The organism is Clostridium sp. UBA7503, assembly GCF_002477055.1.
GTDB classification, from domain to species: domain Bacteria; phylum Bacillota; class Clostridia; order Clostridiales; family Clostridiaceae; genus Clostridium_J; species Clostridium_J sulfidigenes.
In genome coordinates this window covers 1-19563 of sequence record NZ_DLNT01000057.1, presented here as the reverse complement: position 1 = coordinate 19563, position 19563 = coordinate 1, and the positions used below count along the sequence as shown (strand labels likewise).

At 29.3% G+C, this 19563-nt stretch carries 15 protein-coding genes; 5 read left to right on the top strand and 10 right to left on the bottom strand.

Annotation, left to right across the window (positions count from 1 at the left end; genetic code table 11):
- Nucleotides 1–8: 8 nt before the first annotated feature.
- The 9 genes from purC to B3630_RS16220 form a co-directional block, all read right to left on the bottom strand.
- A complete protein-coding gene (purC, locus tag B3630_RS16260) occupies nucleotides 9–710 on the bottom strand; it encodes a phosphoribosylaminoimidazolesuccinocarboxamide synthase (protein WP_346899991.1) in 702 nt (233 codons plus the stop codon).
- Nucleotides 710–1189, bottom strand: coding sequence for a 5-(carboxyamino)imidazole ribonucleotide mutase (gene purE, locus B3630_RS16255; protein WP_346899989.1), 480 nt, complete (start codon nucleotides 1187–1189; stop codon nucleotides 710–712). The genes purC and purE overlap by 1 nt, the downstream gene beginning before the upstream one ends.
- Before the next feature lie 26 nt (nucleotides 1190–1215).
- Nucleotides 1216–4986 (bottom strand): phosphoribosylformylglycinamidine synthase, encoded by a 3771-nt coding sequence (locus B3630_RS16250; protein ID WP_346899987.1) that lies wholly within the window; start codon nucleotides 4984–4986, stop codon nucleotides 1216–1218.
- Nucleotides 4987–5243: 257 nt separating this feature from the next.
- Nucleotides 5244–6191, bottom strand: a complete 948-nt coding sequence (locus B3630_RS16245; RefSeq protein WP_346899985.1) for an ROK family protein — start codon at nucleotides 6189–6191, stop codon at nucleotides 5244–5246.
- A 95-nt stretch (nucleotides 6192–6286) separates the two neighbouring features.
- Complete coding sequence (locus B3630_RS16240; protein ID WP_346899983.1) at nucleotides 6287–7045, bottom strand: YdcF family protein; 759 nt, start codon at nucleotides 7043–7045, stop codon at nucleotides 6287–6289.
- Nucleotides 7038–7493, bottom strand: coding sequence for a VanZ family protein (locus B3630_RS16235; RefSeq protein WP_346899981.1), 456 nt, complete (start codon nucleotides 7491–7493; stop codon nucleotides 7038–7040). Before B3630_RS16235 ends, B3630_RS16240 begins: the two co-directional genes overlap by 8 nt.
- Before the next feature lie 21 nt (nucleotides 7494–7514).
- Nucleotides 7515–8912, bottom strand: a complete 1398-nt coding sequence (locus B3630_RS16230; RefSeq protein WP_346899979.1) for a Sapep family Mn(2+)-dependent dipeptidase — start codon at nucleotides 8910–8912, stop codon at nucleotides 7515–7517.
- A 552-nt stretch (nucleotides 8913–9464) separates the two neighbouring features.
- Complete coding sequence (locus B3630_RS16225; protein WP_346899977.1) at nucleotides 9465–11114, bottom strand: carbon starvation protein A; 1650 nt, start codon at nucleotides 11112–11114, stop codon at nucleotides 9465–9467.
- A 94-nt stretch (nucleotides 11115–11208) separates the two neighbouring features.
- Nucleotides 11209–11721 carry a hypothetical protein gene (locus tag B3630_RS16220; protein WP_346899975.1) on the bottom strand — a complete coding sequence of 171 codons (513 nt, stop codon included), beginning with the start codon at nucleotides 11719–11721 and terminating at the stop codon, nucleotides 11209–11211.
- Nucleotides 11722–12001: 280 nt separating this feature from the next.
- On the opposite strand from B3630_RS16220, the gene B3630_RS16215 reads away from it, so the two are divergent.
- The 3 genes from B3630_RS16215 to B3630_RS16205 all read left to right on the top strand — a co-directional run bounded on the left by B3630_RS16215 (nucleotide 12002) and on the right by B3630_RS16205 (nucleotide 16031).
- Nucleotides 12002–13237 (top strand): aminopeptidase, encoded by a 1236-nt coding sequence (locus B3630_RS16215; RefSeq protein ID WP_346899973.1) that lies wholly within the window; start codon nucleotides 12002–12004, stop codon nucleotides 13235–13237.
- Nucleotides 13238–13488: 251 nt separating this feature from the next.
- Complete coding sequence (locus tag B3630_RS16210; RefSeq protein WP_346899971.1) at nucleotides 13489–14193, top strand: response regulator transcription factor; 705 nt, start codon at nucleotides 13489–13491, stop codon at nucleotides 14191–14193.
- A 14-nt stretch (nucleotides 14194–14207) separates the two neighbouring features.
- A complete protein-coding gene (locus B3630_RS16205; protein WP_346899969.1) occupies nucleotides 14208–16031 on the top strand; it encodes a HAMP domain-containing sensor histidine kinase in 1824 nt (607 codons plus the stop codon).
- A gap of 61 nt (nucleotides 16032–16092) precedes the next feature.
- Here the strand turns inward: B3630_RS16205 and B3630_RS16200 are convergent, their stop codons facing one another.
- Nucleotides 16093–16590, bottom strand: a complete 498-nt coding sequence (locus tag B3630_RS16200) for a metal-dependent transcriptional regulator (RefSeq protein ID WP_346899967.1) — start codon at nucleotides 16588–16590, stop codon at nucleotides 16093–16095.
- Nucleotides 16591–16906: 316 nt separating this feature from the next.
- Here B3630_RS16200 and B3630_RS16195 point away from each other — a divergent pair, with 316 nt between their 5' ends.
- Nucleotides 16907–17173, top strand: coding sequence for a FeoA family protein (locus B3630_RS16195; protein WP_346899965.1), 267 nt, complete (start codon nucleotides 16907–16909; stop codon nucleotides 17171–17173).
- A gap of 199 nt (nucleotides 17174–17372) precedes the next feature.
- Complete coding sequence (gene feoB, locus B3630_RS16190) at nucleotides 17373–19532, top strand: ferrous iron transport protein B (protein WP_346899963.1); 2160 nt, start codon at nucleotides 17373–17375, stop codon at nucleotides 19530–19532.
- Nucleotides 19533–19563: the final 31 nt, after the last annotated feature.

Here is a 19563-nt window from a genome sequence, read left to right as displayed (position 1 = left end):
ATGATTAATTACTTAATTCTTTCAAGGACCTTTGTATATCCTTCTACTAAATCTCCTAGCTCTCTTCTAAATCTATCTTTATCAAGCTTTTCTCCTGTTTTAAGATCCCATAATCTACATGTATCTGGAGAAACTTCATCTGCTAGTAATATTTGTCCATTAAGTTTTCCAAATTCCAATTTAAAATCTACTAATTTTATATCTTGATTCAAGAAAAATTCAGTAAGTATTTTATTTACTTTAGAAGCTTGGTCATATATATACTCTAGTTCCTCTCTTGTAACTATTCCTAATGCCATAGCATGATAGTCATTCATTAAAGGGTCTCCTAAATCATCATTTTTATAACTAATTTCAAGAACCGTAGTCTTAAGCTCTGTACCCTCTTCAACCCCATATCTTTTAGCCATACTTCCAGCAGCTATATTTCTAACTATAACTTCTAGCGGGATTATATCTACTTTCTTACATATTTGTTCTCTATCACTAATTTTTTCAACAAAGTGAGTCTTTATTCCTCTTTCTTTTAGCATTTCAAAGATTATAGAACTGATAGTATTATTTAGTATTCCCTTTGAAGCTATTGATGCCTTCTTCTCACCATTAAAAGCTGTTGCATCATCCTTGTAGTAAACCAGTACTTCATCTTCCTTTTCAGTTTTAAATATTCTCTTTGCTTTTCCTTCATAAATAAAATTTTTCATATCCATTATAATTCTACCCCCGCTTCATTTTCCTTTATAAAATTTTCTTTCATACTTTTTCTATATTCCTTTAATTTATCTTTAATTTCTGGGTATTTTACTGAAAGCATTTGTACTGCCATCATTCCACCGTTATAACTATTATTTATTCCTACAGTAGCCACTGGAATTGATTTTGGCATCTGTACTATTGAATAAAGAGAGTCCACGCCATTTATAGCTGCATTTATTGGAATACCGATTACTGGTATAATAGTTTTTGAAGCTATAACTCCTGGAAGATGAGCTGCTAGCCCTGCTCCAGCTATAATTGCTTCACATCCTTCTTCCTCTAACATTTTTAAAACTTCTGTTAATTTTTCTGGCACCCTATGAGCTGACAACACATGAGCTTCGAAAGGAATATCAAATTCCCTTAAGCATTTTGCTGCACCTCTCATTATCTCTGTATCTGATTTACTTCCAAATATAATTGCTACCTTCATTTAGTTTTCCTCCAAATCTAAAAATTTTATTTAAAATACTTAACTCCACTATGGAATATTTTCATATCATGTTCACCTAATACATTTTTAATAACACCATTTCCTACTCTCTCACTATGAGCCATCTTTCCAAATACTCTTCCATCTATACTTGTGATTCCTTCAATTGCATATACAGATCCATTTGGATTAAAGTTTATACCATAGGTTGGGTTACCGCTATTATCTACATACTGAGTTGCAACCTGACCATTTTTAAATAATTCTCTTACCACATTTTCATTGGCAACAAATCTTCCTTCACCATGAGAAATTGGAACTTTATAAATTTCACCTTCATTACAATCACTAAGCCATGGTGATTTATTACTCACTATTCTAGTATTTACCATAGTACTTTGGTGACTTCCAATTAAATTATGTGCTAAAGTTGGGCTATCTTCAGCAATATCTCTTATTTCTCCATAAGGTACAAGTCCTAGTTTTATAAGAGCTTGGAATCCATTGCAAATTCCTAGCATCAATCCATCTCTATTGTTTAATAACTCCATAACAGCATTTTTAATTCTTTCATTTCTAAATATGGCATTTATAAACTTACCTGAACCATCTGGCTCATCTCCCGCTGAAAATCCTCCAGGTAACATAATTATTTGAGATTCTTTTATATTTTTCTCCATATTTAATATAGATTGACCTATATGTTCAGGAGATAAATTATTAAATATTACAGTTTCAACCAACGCTCCTGCTTTTAAGAATGCCCTCTCACAATCATATTCACAGTTTGTTCCAGGAAAAATCGGAATAAGTACCTTAGGTTTTGCAATCTTAATCATTGGTGATACTTTTAAATTTTCATCTCTTTTGATTCTATCGATTAAAATTTCGCCCTTCATTTCAAGATGATTTATTTTATTTTTTCCGTAGTTTTTATTGAAAATTTCTTCAAGACTATCTTCATATGAACTAGCTAACTTATTTAGGTTAATTTTTTCATTTATCCTTACTATTGCATGTTCTTCTGTTGTATTTCCAAGATAAATTATGTTTTCATTATCCATATTAAAATCCTGGTTAACTTCTAGTATGATAGATCCATACCCAAATCCTTGAAGCTGCTCCATGGATACTTTCTCATTTAATTCAATACCTATGTTATTTCCAAAGCACATTTTAGAAATAGCTTCTATGGCACCACCATAATTTATACTTCCGCTTGCTAAAATTTTTCTTGATTTTATTAGTTCACTTACCAACCTATAGTTATTATTTAACACTTTAAAATCTGGAGTAAAATCTTCCTTCATAGGAGCATTTACAACTATAACTTTACTTCCAACTTTCTTAAAGTCATTACTTATTGTACTTTCTATGTTTCCTGTAGTCACAGCAAAACTTATTAATGTAGGCGGAACCTTTAGGTCTTTAAATGTTCCAGACATACTATCCTTGCCACCTATTGCTGCTATTTCTAAATTGTGCTGTGCATAAAGCCCTCCTAGTAATGCTGCAAATGGTTTTCCCCACTTTTTAGGGTCATCTCCTAACTTTTCAAAATATTCTTGGAAAGAAAGGTAAATTCCATTTATATCTCCACCTAAAGCTACTAGTTTAGTAACACTCTCTACCACTGCATATAATGCTCCATGGAAGGGACTCCATTTCGAAATTTTAGGATTAAAACCATGGGCCATTAAAGCTGTAGTAGTAGTTTCTCCATTTTCCACTGGTATCTTAAATACCATCCCATCCACTTGAGTTCTTTGAGTTTCTCCTCCATATGGCATTAATACTGTATTTCCTCCTATGGTGGAGTCAAATATATTCATAAGACCCTTTTGTGACATCACATTTAGGTCCTTAGACAATTCTTCAAAAGCTTCCTTTAGTGATAACTTAGTATTTTTCTTATTAAAATAGTTATCTTCTTCTTTTGGTGCAGTAACCTGAACCGTACCATAAGTACTAGCACCGTTTGTATCTAAGAAATCTCTCTTTAGATTAACTATTTCTGTTCCTTGCCATGTAATAATCATGGATTTTTCTTCAGTTACCATTGCCACTACTGTAGCTTCTAAATTTTCTTCCTCACAAAGAGTTATAAATTTCTTTACATCTTTTTGTGATACTACTACAGCCATTCTTTCTTGCGACTCTGATATAGCTAATTCAGTTCCATCTAAACCTTCATATTTTTTCTTAACTTTATCTAAGTTAATTTTAATTCCATCAGCGAGTTCTCCAATTGCTACAGAAACTCCACCAGCGCCAAAATCATTACATCTCTTTATCAATGTTGTAACTTCATTTTTTCTAAATAATCTCTGAATTTTTCTCTCTGTAGGTGCATTTCCCTTTTGAACTTCTGAACTACAGTTATCAATGGATTTTTCATTGTGCTCCTTAGATGATCCTGAGGCTCCACCAATTCCATCTCTTCCTGTTCTTCCTCCAAGTAATATTACTACATCTCCTGGAGTTGGCACTTCTCTAATAACATTTTTTGTAGGAGCTGCTCCAAGCACTGCTCCCACTTCCATTCTCTTAGCTACATACCCTTCATCATAAATTTCTCTTACATATCCTGTAGCAAGTCCAATTTGATTCCCATAGCTACTATATCCCTTTGCTGCTTCCTTAGTTATCTTTCTTTGTGGAAGCTTCCCTATTAAAGTTTTCTCTATGGCTTTTCTCGGGTCTCCAGAACCAGTAATTCTCATAGCTCCAAATACATAACTTCTACCTGATAGTGGATCTCTTATAGCTCCTCCAAGACAAGTTGATGCACCTCCAAAAGGTTCAATTTCTGTTGGATGATTATGCGTTTCGTTTTTAAACATTAGAAGATACTTTTCTAGCTTACCATTAACATCCACATCGATAACTATACTACATGCATTTATCTCTTCAGATTGATCTAATTTTTCAAGTTTTCCATCTTTTCTTAGCTTCTTCATAGCTATAACTGCCATATCCATCAAAGTTATTGGCTTTTCTCTATCTTTATATACTTCTCTTCTGTAGTTTTTATATACTTCGAACCCTTTTTTAACAGGCTCTATATACTTCCCTTCCTCAAAATCTACATCTGTTAATACTCTTTGAAAAGTAGTATGTCTACAGTGATCTGACCAATAAGTATCTAATACTTTTATTTCTGTAATTGTAGGATTTCTATCTTCTCTTTTAAAATAATCTCTTATAAGAACTATATCTCCAATACTTAAAGATAACCCTCTTTCCTTTAAAAAATTCTGCAATTCACTTTCATTCATATTTATAAATCCATCTATTATCTCTACCTCCGATGGCAATTGTTGATCTTCCATTATAATTTCTTTTTTCTTTAGTGAACTTTCCTTAGAATCTACAGAATTTATATAATAATTCTTTATTTTTTTAAGTTCTTCTTGAGTAACCTCTCCATATAAAGCTATTACTTTCGCTGTCTTAACTTGTGGAGCTTCCTTTTGTGTAATTAATTGAATACATTGAGCTGCTGAATCAGCCCTTTGATCATACTGGCCTTCATGATATTCAACTACAAAGTACTTACTTCCTTCTAAGTCTATATCTTCCTCATATATATTATCGGTATTCTTTTCACTTAAAACCGTATATTTTATTGCTTCTAACTCTTCATTTGTAATACCACAAATGTCATATTTATTTATTAACCTTATATCATTTATGCTTTTTATTGATAATAAGTTTTTAACTTCTCTTAATAATTCTTGTGCACCCTTATTAAATTCTGATTTTTTTTCAACATAAATGGTGAATATTTTATTCATTTAACGTATCCCCCTTTAACATATACGAACATTACATAATATAATACATTTATTATTCGTCTTTATTTATATGATAATACAAACTTCAAAAAAAATAAACCTTTATTTGAAAATTTCATACTTTTTTTATATGTGCTATACATATAATTCAATTTAAGATTTTTTCGAAATATTTTATGAATAAATTATTAACAAAATTAAAAGCACCTATGGAATACTATTTATATCCATAAATGCTCTTATTAAATATATATTTTTTATTTATATTTACACAGAGAAGCTGCTCCTATAATACCACCATCATTTCCAATGCCAGATAATAAAATTTTTCCTACATCCATACCTTTATAATAAGTTATTTGAGATACTTTTTCCCTTAACATAGAAATAAGATACTCTCCTGCAGCTGATAACCCACCTCCTATTACAAAAACTTCAGGATCTATTATAGAAATAATATTCATAATTCCTATAGCTAAATAATTTGTCATTCTACCAATTACTTTACAAGCTACCTTGTCTCCTGCCTTAGCTTGGTCAAATATAACTTTTCCATCAATACTATTTAAATTACCTTTAACTTCAGTGATAATAGCTGAATCATTTCCTTCTTCAATCAGTTTTCTTGCATGCTTTATTATAGCTGTAGATGAGGAAAAAGTTTCTAAACATCCATTTCTCCCACAATTGCAATTATAATAATTTTCTCCCACTATCATATGCCCAATTTCAGAGCCTATTCCGTGGAATCCATCATATACATGTCCATTAATTATTATGCCTCCACCAATACCGGTTCCTAAGGTTAGTAAAACCCCTGTATGATAGCCTTTCATAGCTCCAACTACCAATTCAGCTACTCCAGCTACAGTAGCATCATTACCTACGAAAACCGGAATACTTAATTTCTCCTCAATAGCACTCTTAATATCTACATTATTCCACCTGAGATTTACACAATCAATTATGATTTGGCTTTTAGGATCCACTATTCCTGGTATGCCTATTCCTATACCTTGTATATGAGATTTAGGTATATTATTAACATTTATAGTCTTAGAAATCAAAGCTATTGTATCTTCAATAATATCATTGAATCCGTTTTCCCTTTTAGTAGGAATTAAATCTTTGTATATTAACTTATTTTCACTATCTACAATACCAATCCCTACGTTAGTCCCCCCTAAATCTATTCCTATATACATATAAATCTCCTCCTATAGATTCCAATATACATATTACTAAATTAATTACGTTATTATTTTTCAATAATAAAATCAACATACAGTACTGTTTAACTTTATTTTGTATAATGATAAATTAACTCTTTTATATAAGCAAAACTTTCTCTCACATAAAAATTCAATGATGTAATTATTTCATTTCTAGCACTATAACAATATATCTTTAATCCCGTATTAATTCCTATATACTTAGCTCTAAACATATGGAATCTATTAGTTATTAAGGTAACACTTATATTGTCCTTTTCTTTACTTTTATTCTCCATTATTACTTTTGAAAACTTAAAATTCTCATAGGTATTAGTAGACTTTTCTTCCATTATAATATTATTCTCATCTACTCCATTACTTACTAAATATCTCTTCATAGCAAGAGCTTCAGTGATATCCTCATCTTTACCCATGCCGCCACTAACTATAATAGGTATATTATCATGGATTTTATTATATTCTATAGCTTTATCTAGTCTAAAACGTAAAGATTTAGATATTTGTTCCTTATTTATTCCAGCTCCTAATACTAAAACATAATCTGTAATACGGTCATCCTCAATAGTGCCAGTATATATAATTAATCCTTCTAATACACAAAAAATTATAAGACCTATAGAAATAAGTACAGTTAATACTTTCCCCGAGGAATTTTGTGTAAGGTTATTTTTTAAAATCCAATGAGTTATATAACTCAATATAGCTACTATTAACCAGAACCATGCAAAGGCTATATGAAAGTTAAATATCTTTAGAATACAATAATACACAATAGCAAACCATCCTATGTACACAAACATGTGGCATAATTTAAACTTATTCATAAAAATGTCCTCTTTTCACTATTCTTATATGGGTAGCTATATAGTTTACTATAAAGAATGTAACCACACCACTAAAATCAATTAGTACATCTCTTACTTCAGAGCTCCTACCTACAATAAAACTTTGCAAGAACTCATCGCTTAAAGCCACTAATACACAAGATAATAGAATAAAAGAATTATTTTTCTTATTATTGAAAGCTCCATAGGTGATGGTAACTAAACCACCCAAAATGAAATATTCTGTAAAATGAGCTCCCTTCCTAACTATCATAGTCAATACTTCCTCCTTAGATTCATCTAATTTCAAAGTACTTAATATAACATTTACTATTTTAGAGCTAGAACTTGAAGATTCAACCGCCGGTTGAGATGACATATAAAATATAAAGCTAATCCAGAAAATAGTTATAAACAATAGTATGTTTTTTTTCTTAATATCCTCCACCTCTTTCAACAATTTTAAATTTTATTTCAATAGTTCATATATAGCCATAGCATATATTTCTACTAAATCCATAAATTCATCCAAAGTAATAAACTCATCAACTGCATAATCTAACCCCTTATTTCTAGGCAGTATAGGTCCAAAGGATACCAGATTACTCAAGACTCTTGCATAGGTTCCTTTTGAACTTACGTAAGGCTGTGAATCTTCATCACCAGTAACTTCTCTATAAGCCTTCATAAGTTTTTTTACTACAAAGCTATCTTTAGAAAAGGAAACTGACCTTAGATGACTTAGATTTTTTATTTTAAGAGAAGAATACTTGAAGCCATCTTTAACTAACTCTAATACATCACTATATACATATGATATAGGATAGTTGATATTAACCTTTATATCAACTCTATCACTAGTTAAGTTTATGGTGCTCACATTAAAAGTAAAGTTACCAGAATCTTCATCTTGTAATTTACAATTTATTTTTTCCCCATTATATGAAGTAGAAATTAATCTGTTATATTCATGAACAAATTCTCTTTTATCAATAAACTCTTCAAAATTCTCAAGAAACTTAAGTCCATAGGATATGGCATTTACTCCTCTATCTGGGTTGTTACTATCAGCTTCCTTACCTATAATTTCTATATTCATAAGTTTATTTTGACTTATAGTTTCATATTTTATGTTTTCAAGTTTTGAAAACCTTTTTAGCTCAATTTCAATTTTATCTTTAAATATATCTTCACAACTAAGTATAATACTAACTTTAGACGGTACAGTATCTATACTTTGTCCTCCAACTATTTGTACTATATTGATAGGGGCATCAAAACCACCTGAAAATTCCATATGAAGATCAAAATTAATTATACCCTTTTCTCCATATATTACAGGAAATATACCATCTGGAGTAAACCCTATATCTGGAGCTACTTCATATTCCTTATAATAATTTATGCTTTTTATTCCAGTCTCCTTATCCGCCCCCACAATCATTCTAATTTTTTTTCCTTCTGGAATTAAATCTTCATCCTTTAAGAATTTCATAGCGTATAGACAAGCTATTAAAGGTGCCTTTGCCTTTACAATACCTCGTCCATATATCTTACCATCATAAATTTCTCCTGAAAATGGGGGCTTTGTCCACCCTGTTCCTTCTTCATTCACATCTACATGACATAAAACACCAATTGTATAATCACCACATCCAGCATCTACTTGGCCACAGTATCCACAAAAGTTTTGACTTTTAAATCCCATATCTTTAGCTTTGTCTAACACAAACCTAAGACTCTTGTGAACTTCTTCACCGAAAGGCATATTAGGTTTTTTATGAGAAGCTACACTTCTTATTTTTACTAACTCTATTAAATCTTTTATAATATAATCTTTATTTTCATCTATATGTTCATTAAACATAAATAACTTTAGAAGTTTGTACTAATAAGTACTGTACTTACTAAAGTTCACCTCCTTATATTGGAAAAACTTTTATACCTTACAATAAATTGAGTTCTTTGCTTCAGATGGAGTTTTCACTCTCATTGAAGCTTACTAACAGACTTCTAAGTATCAATTTATTTCATGCTTAGAAGTCGTTGTCCTTTAGGAGAAATCGTTATCCAGGGACGTAAAAACTCTTAACTCCACTCTAAAAAGTTGGAGTATTAGAACTTGTGGTCATCGGATAAATCCATTGTAAACTTATTCATTCCATTAATGAATTGTATTAGTAATTTGTCGTTATATACACTCTATTAAATTCATTGTTCATATTTATTTATAACATAAATATTCTCCATATGAAATACTCTTATACAACCTTTACGTAATTTCACAACAAAATTTTATTATATATATATCGTTACATAATAAATATTCTATTATACCATAATAAAAGAGTCTATTAATTAATTATAAATAGGCTCTTTTACTGCATATATTACTTTTATTTTCTATAAAATATGCTAACTACTTTAATATAGTCTTATTAATATTTTTCTTTAAATTTTTATTTCGTACTAGCGTGTTATACGCTTCTATTATTAAAACTATAGCAAGAATAAATAGTATTAGTGCAATTATACCTAATATATAATTTGGAGTTGAAGAGAAAATATAATCTTTAATTAATAGACCTAACGCAGATAATGTTACAATAAACATTAATATCATAGGAACAATTGTTACTAAAGCTTTCTTTCCACTCTTAGTAAGCCATGCTGTTATAGCTAAAAGTGCAAGAGCTGCTAAAAGTTGATTAGCAGAACCGAATATTGGCCATATCTTATTATATCCATATAGAATTAAACCAAAGGAAGCTAAAACAGTTATTCCAGTTGATATATACATATTTTTGCTAATAATATTCTTTTTACCACCTCTTCCCTCACATAACTCTTGCAAGATATATCTACCAATCCTAGTAGCTGTATCTAAGCTTGTAAGAGCAAAAGCTGAAAAGCATAAAGTAACAAACACTATACCTACTTGTTGAGGAATTCCGAATCCACTCATAAAATTACCAACACCATTTGCAAATATAACAGCTGGTGTACCTTCTGCTTTAGTTACATAGCCTACAGCTATGAGAGCTATAACCGCTACTATACCTTCAATTAACATAGAACCATATCCTATAAGTTTAGCATCTGGTTCTTCTTTATCAATCTGTTTAGATGTGGTACTTGAGCTTACAAGAGAATGAAAACCTGAAATAGCACCACAAGCAACAGTTACAAACAAGAAAGGGAATAGAGTTTTTCCACCCATATTAAAACCATTAAAAGCAGCTAATTCCATAGCAGGTCTTTTTATTACTATTCCAAGAAGAGCACCTATAATGATTCCATATAGTAGGAATGAGCATAAATAATCTCTTGGTTGTAATAATAACCAAACCGGTAATGTAGATGCTAAGAAAATATATATTAGTAATAATATTTGCCATCCAAGCTTTGACAACTTAATAATTGGGAACATATATCCTATATAAATACAAAATAATAACAACACTATTCCTATTATTGACGCTACTGATAGCTTAGCACCTTTTTTAAACACACTAAATCCAAAAACTACTGCTAGTACAATAAATAGCATAGATGCTGTTCCAGCTTGAGCCCCCATCAAATTTTCTGGAATAGCAGGATCATAAGCAAATGTAGATGCACAAATATCTGTAAAAGCCGCTACCACTAATACAATTGTGACCCATCCAAATATATTAAATAATTTCTTTCCTTTCTCTCCAATGTTTACTTTAATAACTTCACCTATAGTTTTCCCATCATGCCTGACAGATGCAACTAATGATCCAAAATCATGAACTCCTCCTATAAAGATACTTCCTATAATTATCCATAATAATACAGGTAACCATCCAAATATAGCTGCTTGTATAGGTCCTGTGATTGGACCTGCTCCAGCTATAGATGAAAAATGATGTCCAAGCAATACCTTTGAATTTGTTGGACAATAGTCTACATCATCCCTTAGTGTGTGTGCTGGAGTTTTTCTTTTGGGATCAATCCCAAATTTTTTAGCAAGAAAGGCTCCATAAGTCACATAGGCTACAATGAATATAGCTATGCAAATTAATAATAAAGCTAATGAATTCATACCAAAACCCCCTTTATATTTAAAACAAGGTCATAAAATTATGAACCTTATTTTTAACCAAGTTATATTAAACAAAGAAAATGACGATTATAGATTAAATTATATTAACCTTATCAAAGGATAAACTGTCAACTATATCTATTGATATTTTATTATGATATATTTCACCATTATTCAAATCTACTACAATAAGTCTTAAAATACTCCAACCATAAAAACTCATTCTATAATTCTTAGTATAATTAAATCTTCTAATTTTTCTCATGATATCTTCATCATTTATGTTTTTTGTCACAAGTATTCCAGTTATGTAGGTAGTTTTATGATTCTTGTGTGGATTAACTATACTTAACGTGCATTTCTTAAGATAATTTATAAAATCATCTAAAAATTTCTCATTAACTCTATCTTCACTGACTATCAAACAATGTTCATTACACTCATATTCATCAATTATTTTATTTTTAGAAATAAAGCTTCTTCCAAATTTCATATTCCAAACTCCATAAATATCTATCCTTTTATTCATTAGACTCTTATTTGTTTCTAAATGGAACTTATTAGAAAATACTTTTGCAAGATGATTTAAATAAATTAACTTATCCATATATCCTCCTAAAATATGTTATACCTATTTTTATGCTCATTTTTGTTGATTTATAATAATTATTAAAAATAAATGTAAATATTTCAAAATTATATTTATTTTTAATTATTTATATTTATATTATTTTTTTCATTTCTGGATAATATAAGAACCTACACTATAAAATAATTTTATATAGAAATTTAATAGTTTTGCATATATAATAAAAATAAATTAATAATTTACTTTATTAGAATAATTTAAAATTATTATGCAATTATTAAGGAGAGGATCTGAGTATATGAAAATAAATGATGAGTTATTAAGAAAATATGCAAAACTTAGTGTATCAATTGGTGTAAACGTACAGCCTAATCAAATTCTAGTTATAAAATCACCTGTAGAATGCGTTAATTTCACAAGAATGATTGTTGATGAGGCCTATAAAATTGGAGCAAAAGAAGTTGTTGTTCATTGGAATGATGAAGAATGTGCTAAATTAAAATATCTTAACTCCCCTATAGAGGTTTTTGAAACATATCCAGATTGGATGAAAGAATCCATGCTCACCTATGCTAAAGAAGGCGCTTGCTTTTTAAGTATAAGTGCATCAAATCCTGAACTACTAAAAGATGTAGATCCTAAAAAAATTGCAACTGCACAAAAATCCTCTAGCATAGCTACAAGAGAATTTAGCGAAAGACTTATGAGTAATAAAAATTCTTGGTCTATAATAGCTCTACCAACTAAAGGTTGGGCAACTAAAGTATTCCCTAACCTTTCTGAGGATGAAGCAATAAATAAACTATGGGAAAACATATTTAATATAGTTCGTGTGGATCAAGAAAATCCAGTTAAAGCTTGGGAGTATCACAAGAAAAATTTAATTAAAAAAATAAACTACCTTAATGAGAAAAACTTTAAATGTCTTCACTACACAAACTCTCTAGGTACAGACTTAAATTTAGAGCTTGTGGATAATCACCTATGGATAGGTGGTGCAGAATACACTCCAGAGGGGATAGAATTTATTGCAAATATGCCCACAGAAGAGATCTTTTCAATGCCAAAGAAAACCGGAGTTAATGGTAAAGTCTTTAGCTCAAAACCACTTAACTATGGTGGCAACCTAATTAATAACTTCTCTCTTACCTTTAAAGATGGTAGAGTTGTTGATTTTGAAGCTAAAGAAGGTTATGAATCCTTAAAGTCATTAATTGAAACTGATGAAGGATCTCATTTTCTTGGAGAAGTTGCTTTAGTTCCATTTAACTCTCCTATTTCAAATTCCAATATAGTTTTCTTTAACACTCTATATGACGAAAATGCTTCATGTCACTTAGCCTTAGGTAAAGCATATAACTTATGTGTGAAAGATGGAGTAACCAAAACTACTGAAGAAGTGTTAGCTCTAGGTGGTAATGATTCTTTGACTCATGTTGACTTCATGATAGGAACTTATGATTTAAATATTACCGGAATTGGCTTTGATGGTTCAAAAACTCCCATTTTTATAAATGGTAATTGGGCTATATAACTATTAAATATCATTATATAAATATAAATTTAATTTCATATATCATATATATGTTTTTAGTATCAACTTCAATGTATAACTTATAGATAATTTATTAAGTTAAAATTATCTATAAGTTATTCTTTTTTTAGTTAAAAGTATAGTTATTATAATTAGTAATAAAGTTTTAATACTTTTTGTGTATTTATGTTGTAAAATATTAATTGTAAATCATAAAAAATGTTTAAAAATAAAAGGTGGTGCTCAATAGTATGTCAAATTTCAATATTTTAGTAGTAGATGATGAAGTTGAAATATGCAATGCTATAGAAATATATTTAAAACGTGAAGGATTAAAAGTGTTAAAGGCCTATGATGGAATTGAAGCTCTTCAGATTTTAGAAGAAGAAAAGATTCATTTAATATTATTAGATGTAATGATGCCAAAACTTGATGGTATAAAAACATGTTTAAGAATTAGAGAAAATAGAAATATACCTATAATAATTCTATCTGCTAAATCTGAAAATCTTGATAAGATTATTGGATTAAATAGTGGTGCTGATGATTATATAACTAAACCTTTTAATCATCTTGAACTTATAGCCAGGGTTAAATCTCAACTTAGAAGATATGAAAAACCTCTTGATATAGAAAATGTAAATTTAAAAGATAAAATTGTAATTAAAGACCTAATTATTGATACAACCCTAAAATCTGTAACCCTAAGGGATGAACCTGTAAAACTGACAGCTACTGAATATGGAATATTACTATTACTAGCTTCTAATACCGGTAAAGTTTTTTCTATAAAAGAAATATATGAAAATGTATGGAAAGCCCCATTTTACCATAGTGAGAATACAGTAACTGTTCACATTAGAAGAATGCGTGAAAAAATTGAAATTAATTCTAAAGATCCAGAATATATAAAAGTTGTCTGGGGAGTTGGATATAAAATTGAAAATCCTAGTTAAAGGAGGGTTAAACATTGACTTCTACTATTAAAAAACTAATTAAAAAATGGATTAATGCCTCTAATGAAAATATAATTTTAATTGAAATACTGATAGTTTTTATTATAGGTATAACTGTTCTTCCAAAATTTCTTCAAATAACTCTATCTGATTATGATAATTATACCAATAGATATAGTTTCTATGGAACTGCTATTATTAACGAAAAAACTTTTAAGAATGAGATGCTACAAAATGATGTCATCAATTTCAGAGAAAATTTATTAAGTGTTACAGAAGGATTTTCAAAAATTCTCCATTGTAAAACTGATAATGATGAAAAAGTTATACAAAACGCCTTAGAAACTTCTCTTACTGGTGATATTGGAGTTTTACTTATTGATAAAACTAATAATAGGTGTTTTTCTAACAGAAATTGGTTTTCAGATTATCCTTTCAATGAACTTCCACCTAAAGATGCATTAATAAAATTATCTAAAGAAGATGATGTGTTAGTTTATAGTTCTAATAATTTATCACATTATTCAGCTCCAAGAGGTTACTATAATGGTGCATATACCTCTCCTAATACTGAATTAGAGGAACTTTACTTTATTCGTGGTGCTAAATATAGTAGTATGGCAAACTTCATACGACTTAAATTTTATTTTTCTATTCCTCTACTAACTATATTTATGATTTTATTAATTAAACAATTTTTCTGTATTAAAATTTGGGGAATAAAAAAGTATATACGTAATTTTAACAATTTACTTATTTTTAGGTTAATAAAGTCTATTAATATTTTTTTTGTAAGTATTAAGGATGTATTTAGAAACTTATTTTTTGATACTACACTATTAGGACTTTTTATATTTTGGGTAATGTATTTACCTCTATCCTATGCGTTTAATTCTAATGATTACTTTTTTTATTTCAACAGGAATCTTAATAGTTTCCTTATAAAATCAACTTTCTTTATTATTATAGCAAGTACATGTGTTAGATATTTAGAGAGTATAAATAATAAGAATAATTTAATCAAATATCTTAAAAAAATTGAAGATGGAGATATGCGTGTAGATATAAATACTAAAAATCTTGGTAATTTATCTAGCTTAGCAATGGAAATAAACAATTTAAAGGTAAGCTATAACAAGAAAGTTAAAGAAGGAATTGGAAGTGAGAAGTTAAAAACTGAACTTATAACTAATGTATCCCACGATTTAAAAACTCCACTAACTTCCATTGTAAATTATGTAGATATACTTAAAGATGAATCCCTTGATAAAAGTGAAATAAAGGATTATGTTACCATTCTAGACAATAAATCAACTAAACTAAAAAAACTTGTTGAAGACTTATTTGAAATGTCAAAAATGAACTCTGGACAAATTATTTTAAACAAAAGCGATGTAGATATTGTAGAACTAATTCATCAGAGCCTAGGAGAACTAAGTTTTTTAGGCGAAAATAAGAATCTTGCCTTTAAAGTAATTGGAATTAAAGATTGCCACCTACACCTAGATGGTGCTAGAATTTCAAGAGTTATGGATAACTTAATATGCAATGCTATAAAATATTCACTTGAAAACTCTAGGATTTATCTTGAAGTTATAGAATGTGAAAAGGAATGTGAGATAATAGTAAAAAATATATCAAAATATGATTTAGATTTTAATGAAGATGATATTCTTGAACGATTTGTTAGAGGCGATAAATCTAGAAATTCTACAATAGATGGTTCTGGTTTAGGTCTTGCTATTTCTAAAACTATAGTAGAACTCCATAAAGGCACTCTTAAAGTGAAATGTGACGGAGACTTATTCAAGGTAATAATTAAACTTCCTAAATCTTAGAATATAAAACTAGATAAACTTTACAAAGCTACCTTAAAGCTATAGCGTTTAGGTAGCTTTTTTATATTTTATCAATATCTTCATTTTTGTAGTACTTTTCTCTAAATTCTCTATACTCATCTAAAATATTTTTATTATCTTCTATAAAACAATTAAATATATTTAAATTCTCTACAGTATCACTACCTACCACATGCTCAATTAACTCTGTTTCTATGAGTATATCACTATCAGAGTCTAAAAATTTCAAAAATTTTTCTATTGTATTATGTCTGCATAAAAGATATTTACCTACCTTTATACCAAGAGAAGTAAGTCTTATAATTCCATACTTTTCATAATCGATTAAACCTAGCTTGCCGAGCTTCTGCATCATCTTGGATGCTGAAGAATCCCTAACATTTAACATTGCAGACAGCTTATTAAGTCTTATATAATCCTCCCCCTCCATAGTGCATCTATAAAGCATTTCTACATAATCTTCCATGGATGCAGTGATTAATCTATCATCAAATAGCTTCTGCTCATATGCTCTAACTGTATAAAATTTTTTATCCACTAACTTTATCCTCCATATTCTATAAATTATATTTTACTCCTTAACAAATTTTCATACTTCCATTTTCATTACATATTTATATAGATTATAAACACTAAAATATAAATAATTAAAAACTATTAAATATTTCTACTTTATTTTTTAATAGTATTTTTAAAATAGTATCATGAATATATAAATAATCATATGTTAGAGTAGGGAAAGATTTTTTCCCTACTCTAACTAGTTAAATATATGATTAGTTAAAAATAATTAGAAGTACTATAACTTACTTAATTAAGTATAAATACAAAAAGTTTAAAAGGAGATTAACAGTATGAATAAAAATTCAAATGTTTATATAGAGTCATCTAGAATATTACCCTTAACAGATTTATCTATGGGCAGAAAATGCAAAGTAAAAAACCTTACCTCTAGTGGATCCATAAGACGCAGAATGCTCGATCTTGGACTTATATCCAATACAGAAATAGAAGTTCTTAATCAAAGTCCTTCTGGCGATCCTGTAGCTTATTTGATTCGTGGAGCAGTAATTGCAATTCGTAAGGAAGATGCTTCTAACATATTAGTTGAAGCACTTTAATGTGGTAAGTCTACTATTTGCTTTCATTATAAAAATAAAATAGATCAATTTTATTTTTATTTCTAAAAGATTATAGGCTTCTGATAGAGTCTTAACTTAATCTGAAGCCTATTAATAGACATTTAAATAATACGCCTCTAAACTTTTCATAATTATATAAAATTAAATAATACATTACTTTTTTATAGGAGGTTTTATAATGGGATTAACTAATCAATCCACCGGGGTTAGTGCATTAGAAAAAGAACTTAATATCGAGCGTGCCTCCCCCTCAGATAAAATAATTGCTTTGGCCGGTAATCCGAATGTAGGTAAGAGCACAATTTTTAATAGTTTAACTGGACTTAATCAACATACTGGAAATTGGCCTGGAAAGACTGTATCAAATGCGCAAGGTAGATATACTCACAAGGATAAATCTTTCATATTAGTTGATATACCCGGGACCTACTCTCTTATGGCTAATTCTGTAGAAGAAGAAGTTGCTAGAGACTTTATATGTTTCGGAAATCCTGATGCCACTATAGTTATCCTTGATGCTACTTGTCTAGAAAGAAACTTAAACTTAGCACTTCAAACCATAGAAATAACTGACAATGTAATAATATGTGTAAACTTACTAGATGAAGCTAAACGAAAAGGAATTAATGTAGACTTAGCAAAACTTTCCTTACTTCTCGGTGTTCCTACTGTAGGTACTAGCGCTACCACAGGATATGGTCTTAAAGAATTAATGGATATAGTATATAATCTTACAAATAATGAAGTACCTATAAATCCTATTAAAATTAAGTATGATAAAGTTTTAGAAGATTCTATCTCATTAATAGAACCAGAAGTAAAAATAGCTCTAAAAAATATAGATTCTAAAATTAACCCTAGATGGATTTCTTTAAAATTATTAGAAAATGACCCTAGTCTAATTCACTCATTGAATAAATATTTAAATATTAACATGTTAAATAATGAAATAATTAAAGAGAAGTTAATAGAAGCAACTAATCTTTTAACTACTTATAACATAACTGGAGAACATTTTAGGGATATATTAGTAACTACTTTAGTAAGTAAAGCCGAAAAAATCAGCATGAAAGTAGTTACAAAAGAGAATTATAAATATAACATTACCGATAGAAAAATTGATAGAATTCTTACATCTAAAATATATGGAATACCTATAATGATTTTACTTTTATGCGTTGTTTTTTGGATAACAATTACAGGTGCTAATTACCCTTCATCCCTTTTATCTACTGCGCTCTTCTGGATTGAAGATAAACTTAGTGTATTTTTACTAGGTTTAGGTGCACCCTGGTGGCTGGAAGGTGTTCTAATAAAAGGAATTTACAGAACCTTGGCCTGGGTTATTGCTGTAATGCTTCCTCCAATGGCTATTTTTTTTCCATTATTCACACTTCTTGAAGATTTAGGATATTTACCTAGAATAGCTTTTAATTTAGATAACTTCTTTAAAAAAAGCTGTGCATGCGGAAAACAAGCTCTTACTATGTGCATGGGATTTGGCTGTAATGCAGCAGGAATAATTGGATGCAGAATTATAGACTCCCCTCGAGAAAGGCTAATTGCAATTATTACAAATAATTTTGTACCTTGTAATGGACGTTTTCCAACTTTAATTGCTATAATCACCATGTTCTTTGCTGGCACTTTTGTTGGTCCATCACAATCTATTATATCTTCATTAATTCTAACATGTGTAATCCTATTAGGAGTATTTATGACCTTAATGATTTCCAAAATTCTATCTAAAACTATACTTAAAGGAGTACCATCATCCTTTACTCTAGAACTTCCCCCTTATAGAAAACCACAGGTGGGAAAAATAATAATCCGATCTATATTAGATAGAACTCTATTCGTTTTAGGTAGAGCAGTTGTTGTAGCAGCACCTGCTGGATTAGTTCTTTGGATAATTGCTAATATTACAATTGGAAACTTAAGTCTACTGGCTCATTGTGCTAATTTTTTAAATCCCTTCGCGAATTTAATAGGCTTAGATGGTTATATATTAATGGCATTTATACTTGGTTTTCCTGCTAATGAAATTGTAATTCCTATTATTATTATGAGTTATACAGCCACTGGAAGTTTATTGGAATTTGATAGTTTAATTCAACTAAGACAGCTTCTAACTTCAAATGGTTGGACATGGCTTACAGCGTTAAATGTAATGTTATTTTCTTTAATGCACTGGCCATGTAGTACAACTTGTTTAACTATAAAAAAGGAAACTCAAAGCTTTAAATGGACCGCCATTTCCTTTGCAATTCCTACCATAACAGGTATTGTAATTTGTTTTACGATAACAACTGTAGTCCGAATTCTAGGCCTTACTTAAACATTTAAATAAAAAAGGGGGCGTCGCAAAA

Excerpts from the sequence above, each read along its gene's own strand:
- B3630_RS16215 (WP_346899973.1), top strand. The coding sequence starts at position 12,002 with ATGAAAATAAATGATGAGTTATTAAGAAAATATGCAAAACTTAGTGTA.
- B3630_RS16220 (WP_346899975.1), bottom strand. The coding sequence starts at position 11,721 with ATGGATAAGTTAATTTATTTAAATCATCTTGCAAAAGTATTTTCTAAT.
- B3630_RS16245 (WP_346899985.1), bottom strand. The coding sequence starts at position 6,191 with ATGTATATAGGAATAGATTTAGGGGGGACTAACGTAGGGATTGGTATT.
- purE (WP_346899989.1), bottom strand. The coding sequence starts at position 1,189 with ATGAAGGTAGCAATTATATTTGGAAGTAAATCAGATACAGAGATAATG.
- B3630_RS16195 (WP_346899965.1), top strand. The coding sequence starts at position 16,907 with ATGAATAAAAATTCAAATGTTTATATAGAGTCATCTAGAATATTACCC.
- purC (WP_346899991.1), bottom strand. The coding sequence starts at position 710 with ATGGATATGAAAAATTTTATTTATGAAGGAAAAGCAAAGAGAATATTT.
- B3630_RS16250 (WP_346899987.1), bottom strand. The coding sequence starts at position 4,986 with ATGAATAAAATATTCACCATTTATGTTGAAAAAAAATCAGAATTTAAT.
- B3630_RS16240 (WP_346899983.1), bottom strand. The coding sequence starts at position 7,045 with ATGAATAAGTTTAAATTATGCCACATGTTTGTGTACATAGGATGGTTT.
- B3630_RS16225 (WP_346899977.1), bottom strand. The coding sequence starts at position 11,114 with ATGAATTCATTAGCTTTATTATTAATTTGCATAGCTATATTCATTGTA.
- B3630_RS16210 (WP_346899971.1), top strand. The coding sequence starts at position 13,489 with ATGTCAAATTTCAATATTTTAGTAGTAGATGATGAAGTTGAAATATGC.
- B3630_RS16230 (WP_346899979.1), bottom strand. The coding sequence starts at position 8,912 with ATGTTTAATGAACATATAGATGAAAATAAAGATTATATTATAAAAGAT.
- feoB (WP_346899963.1), top strand. The coding sequence starts at position 17,373 with ATGGGATTAACTAATCAATCCACCGGGGTTAGTGCATTAGAAAAAGAA.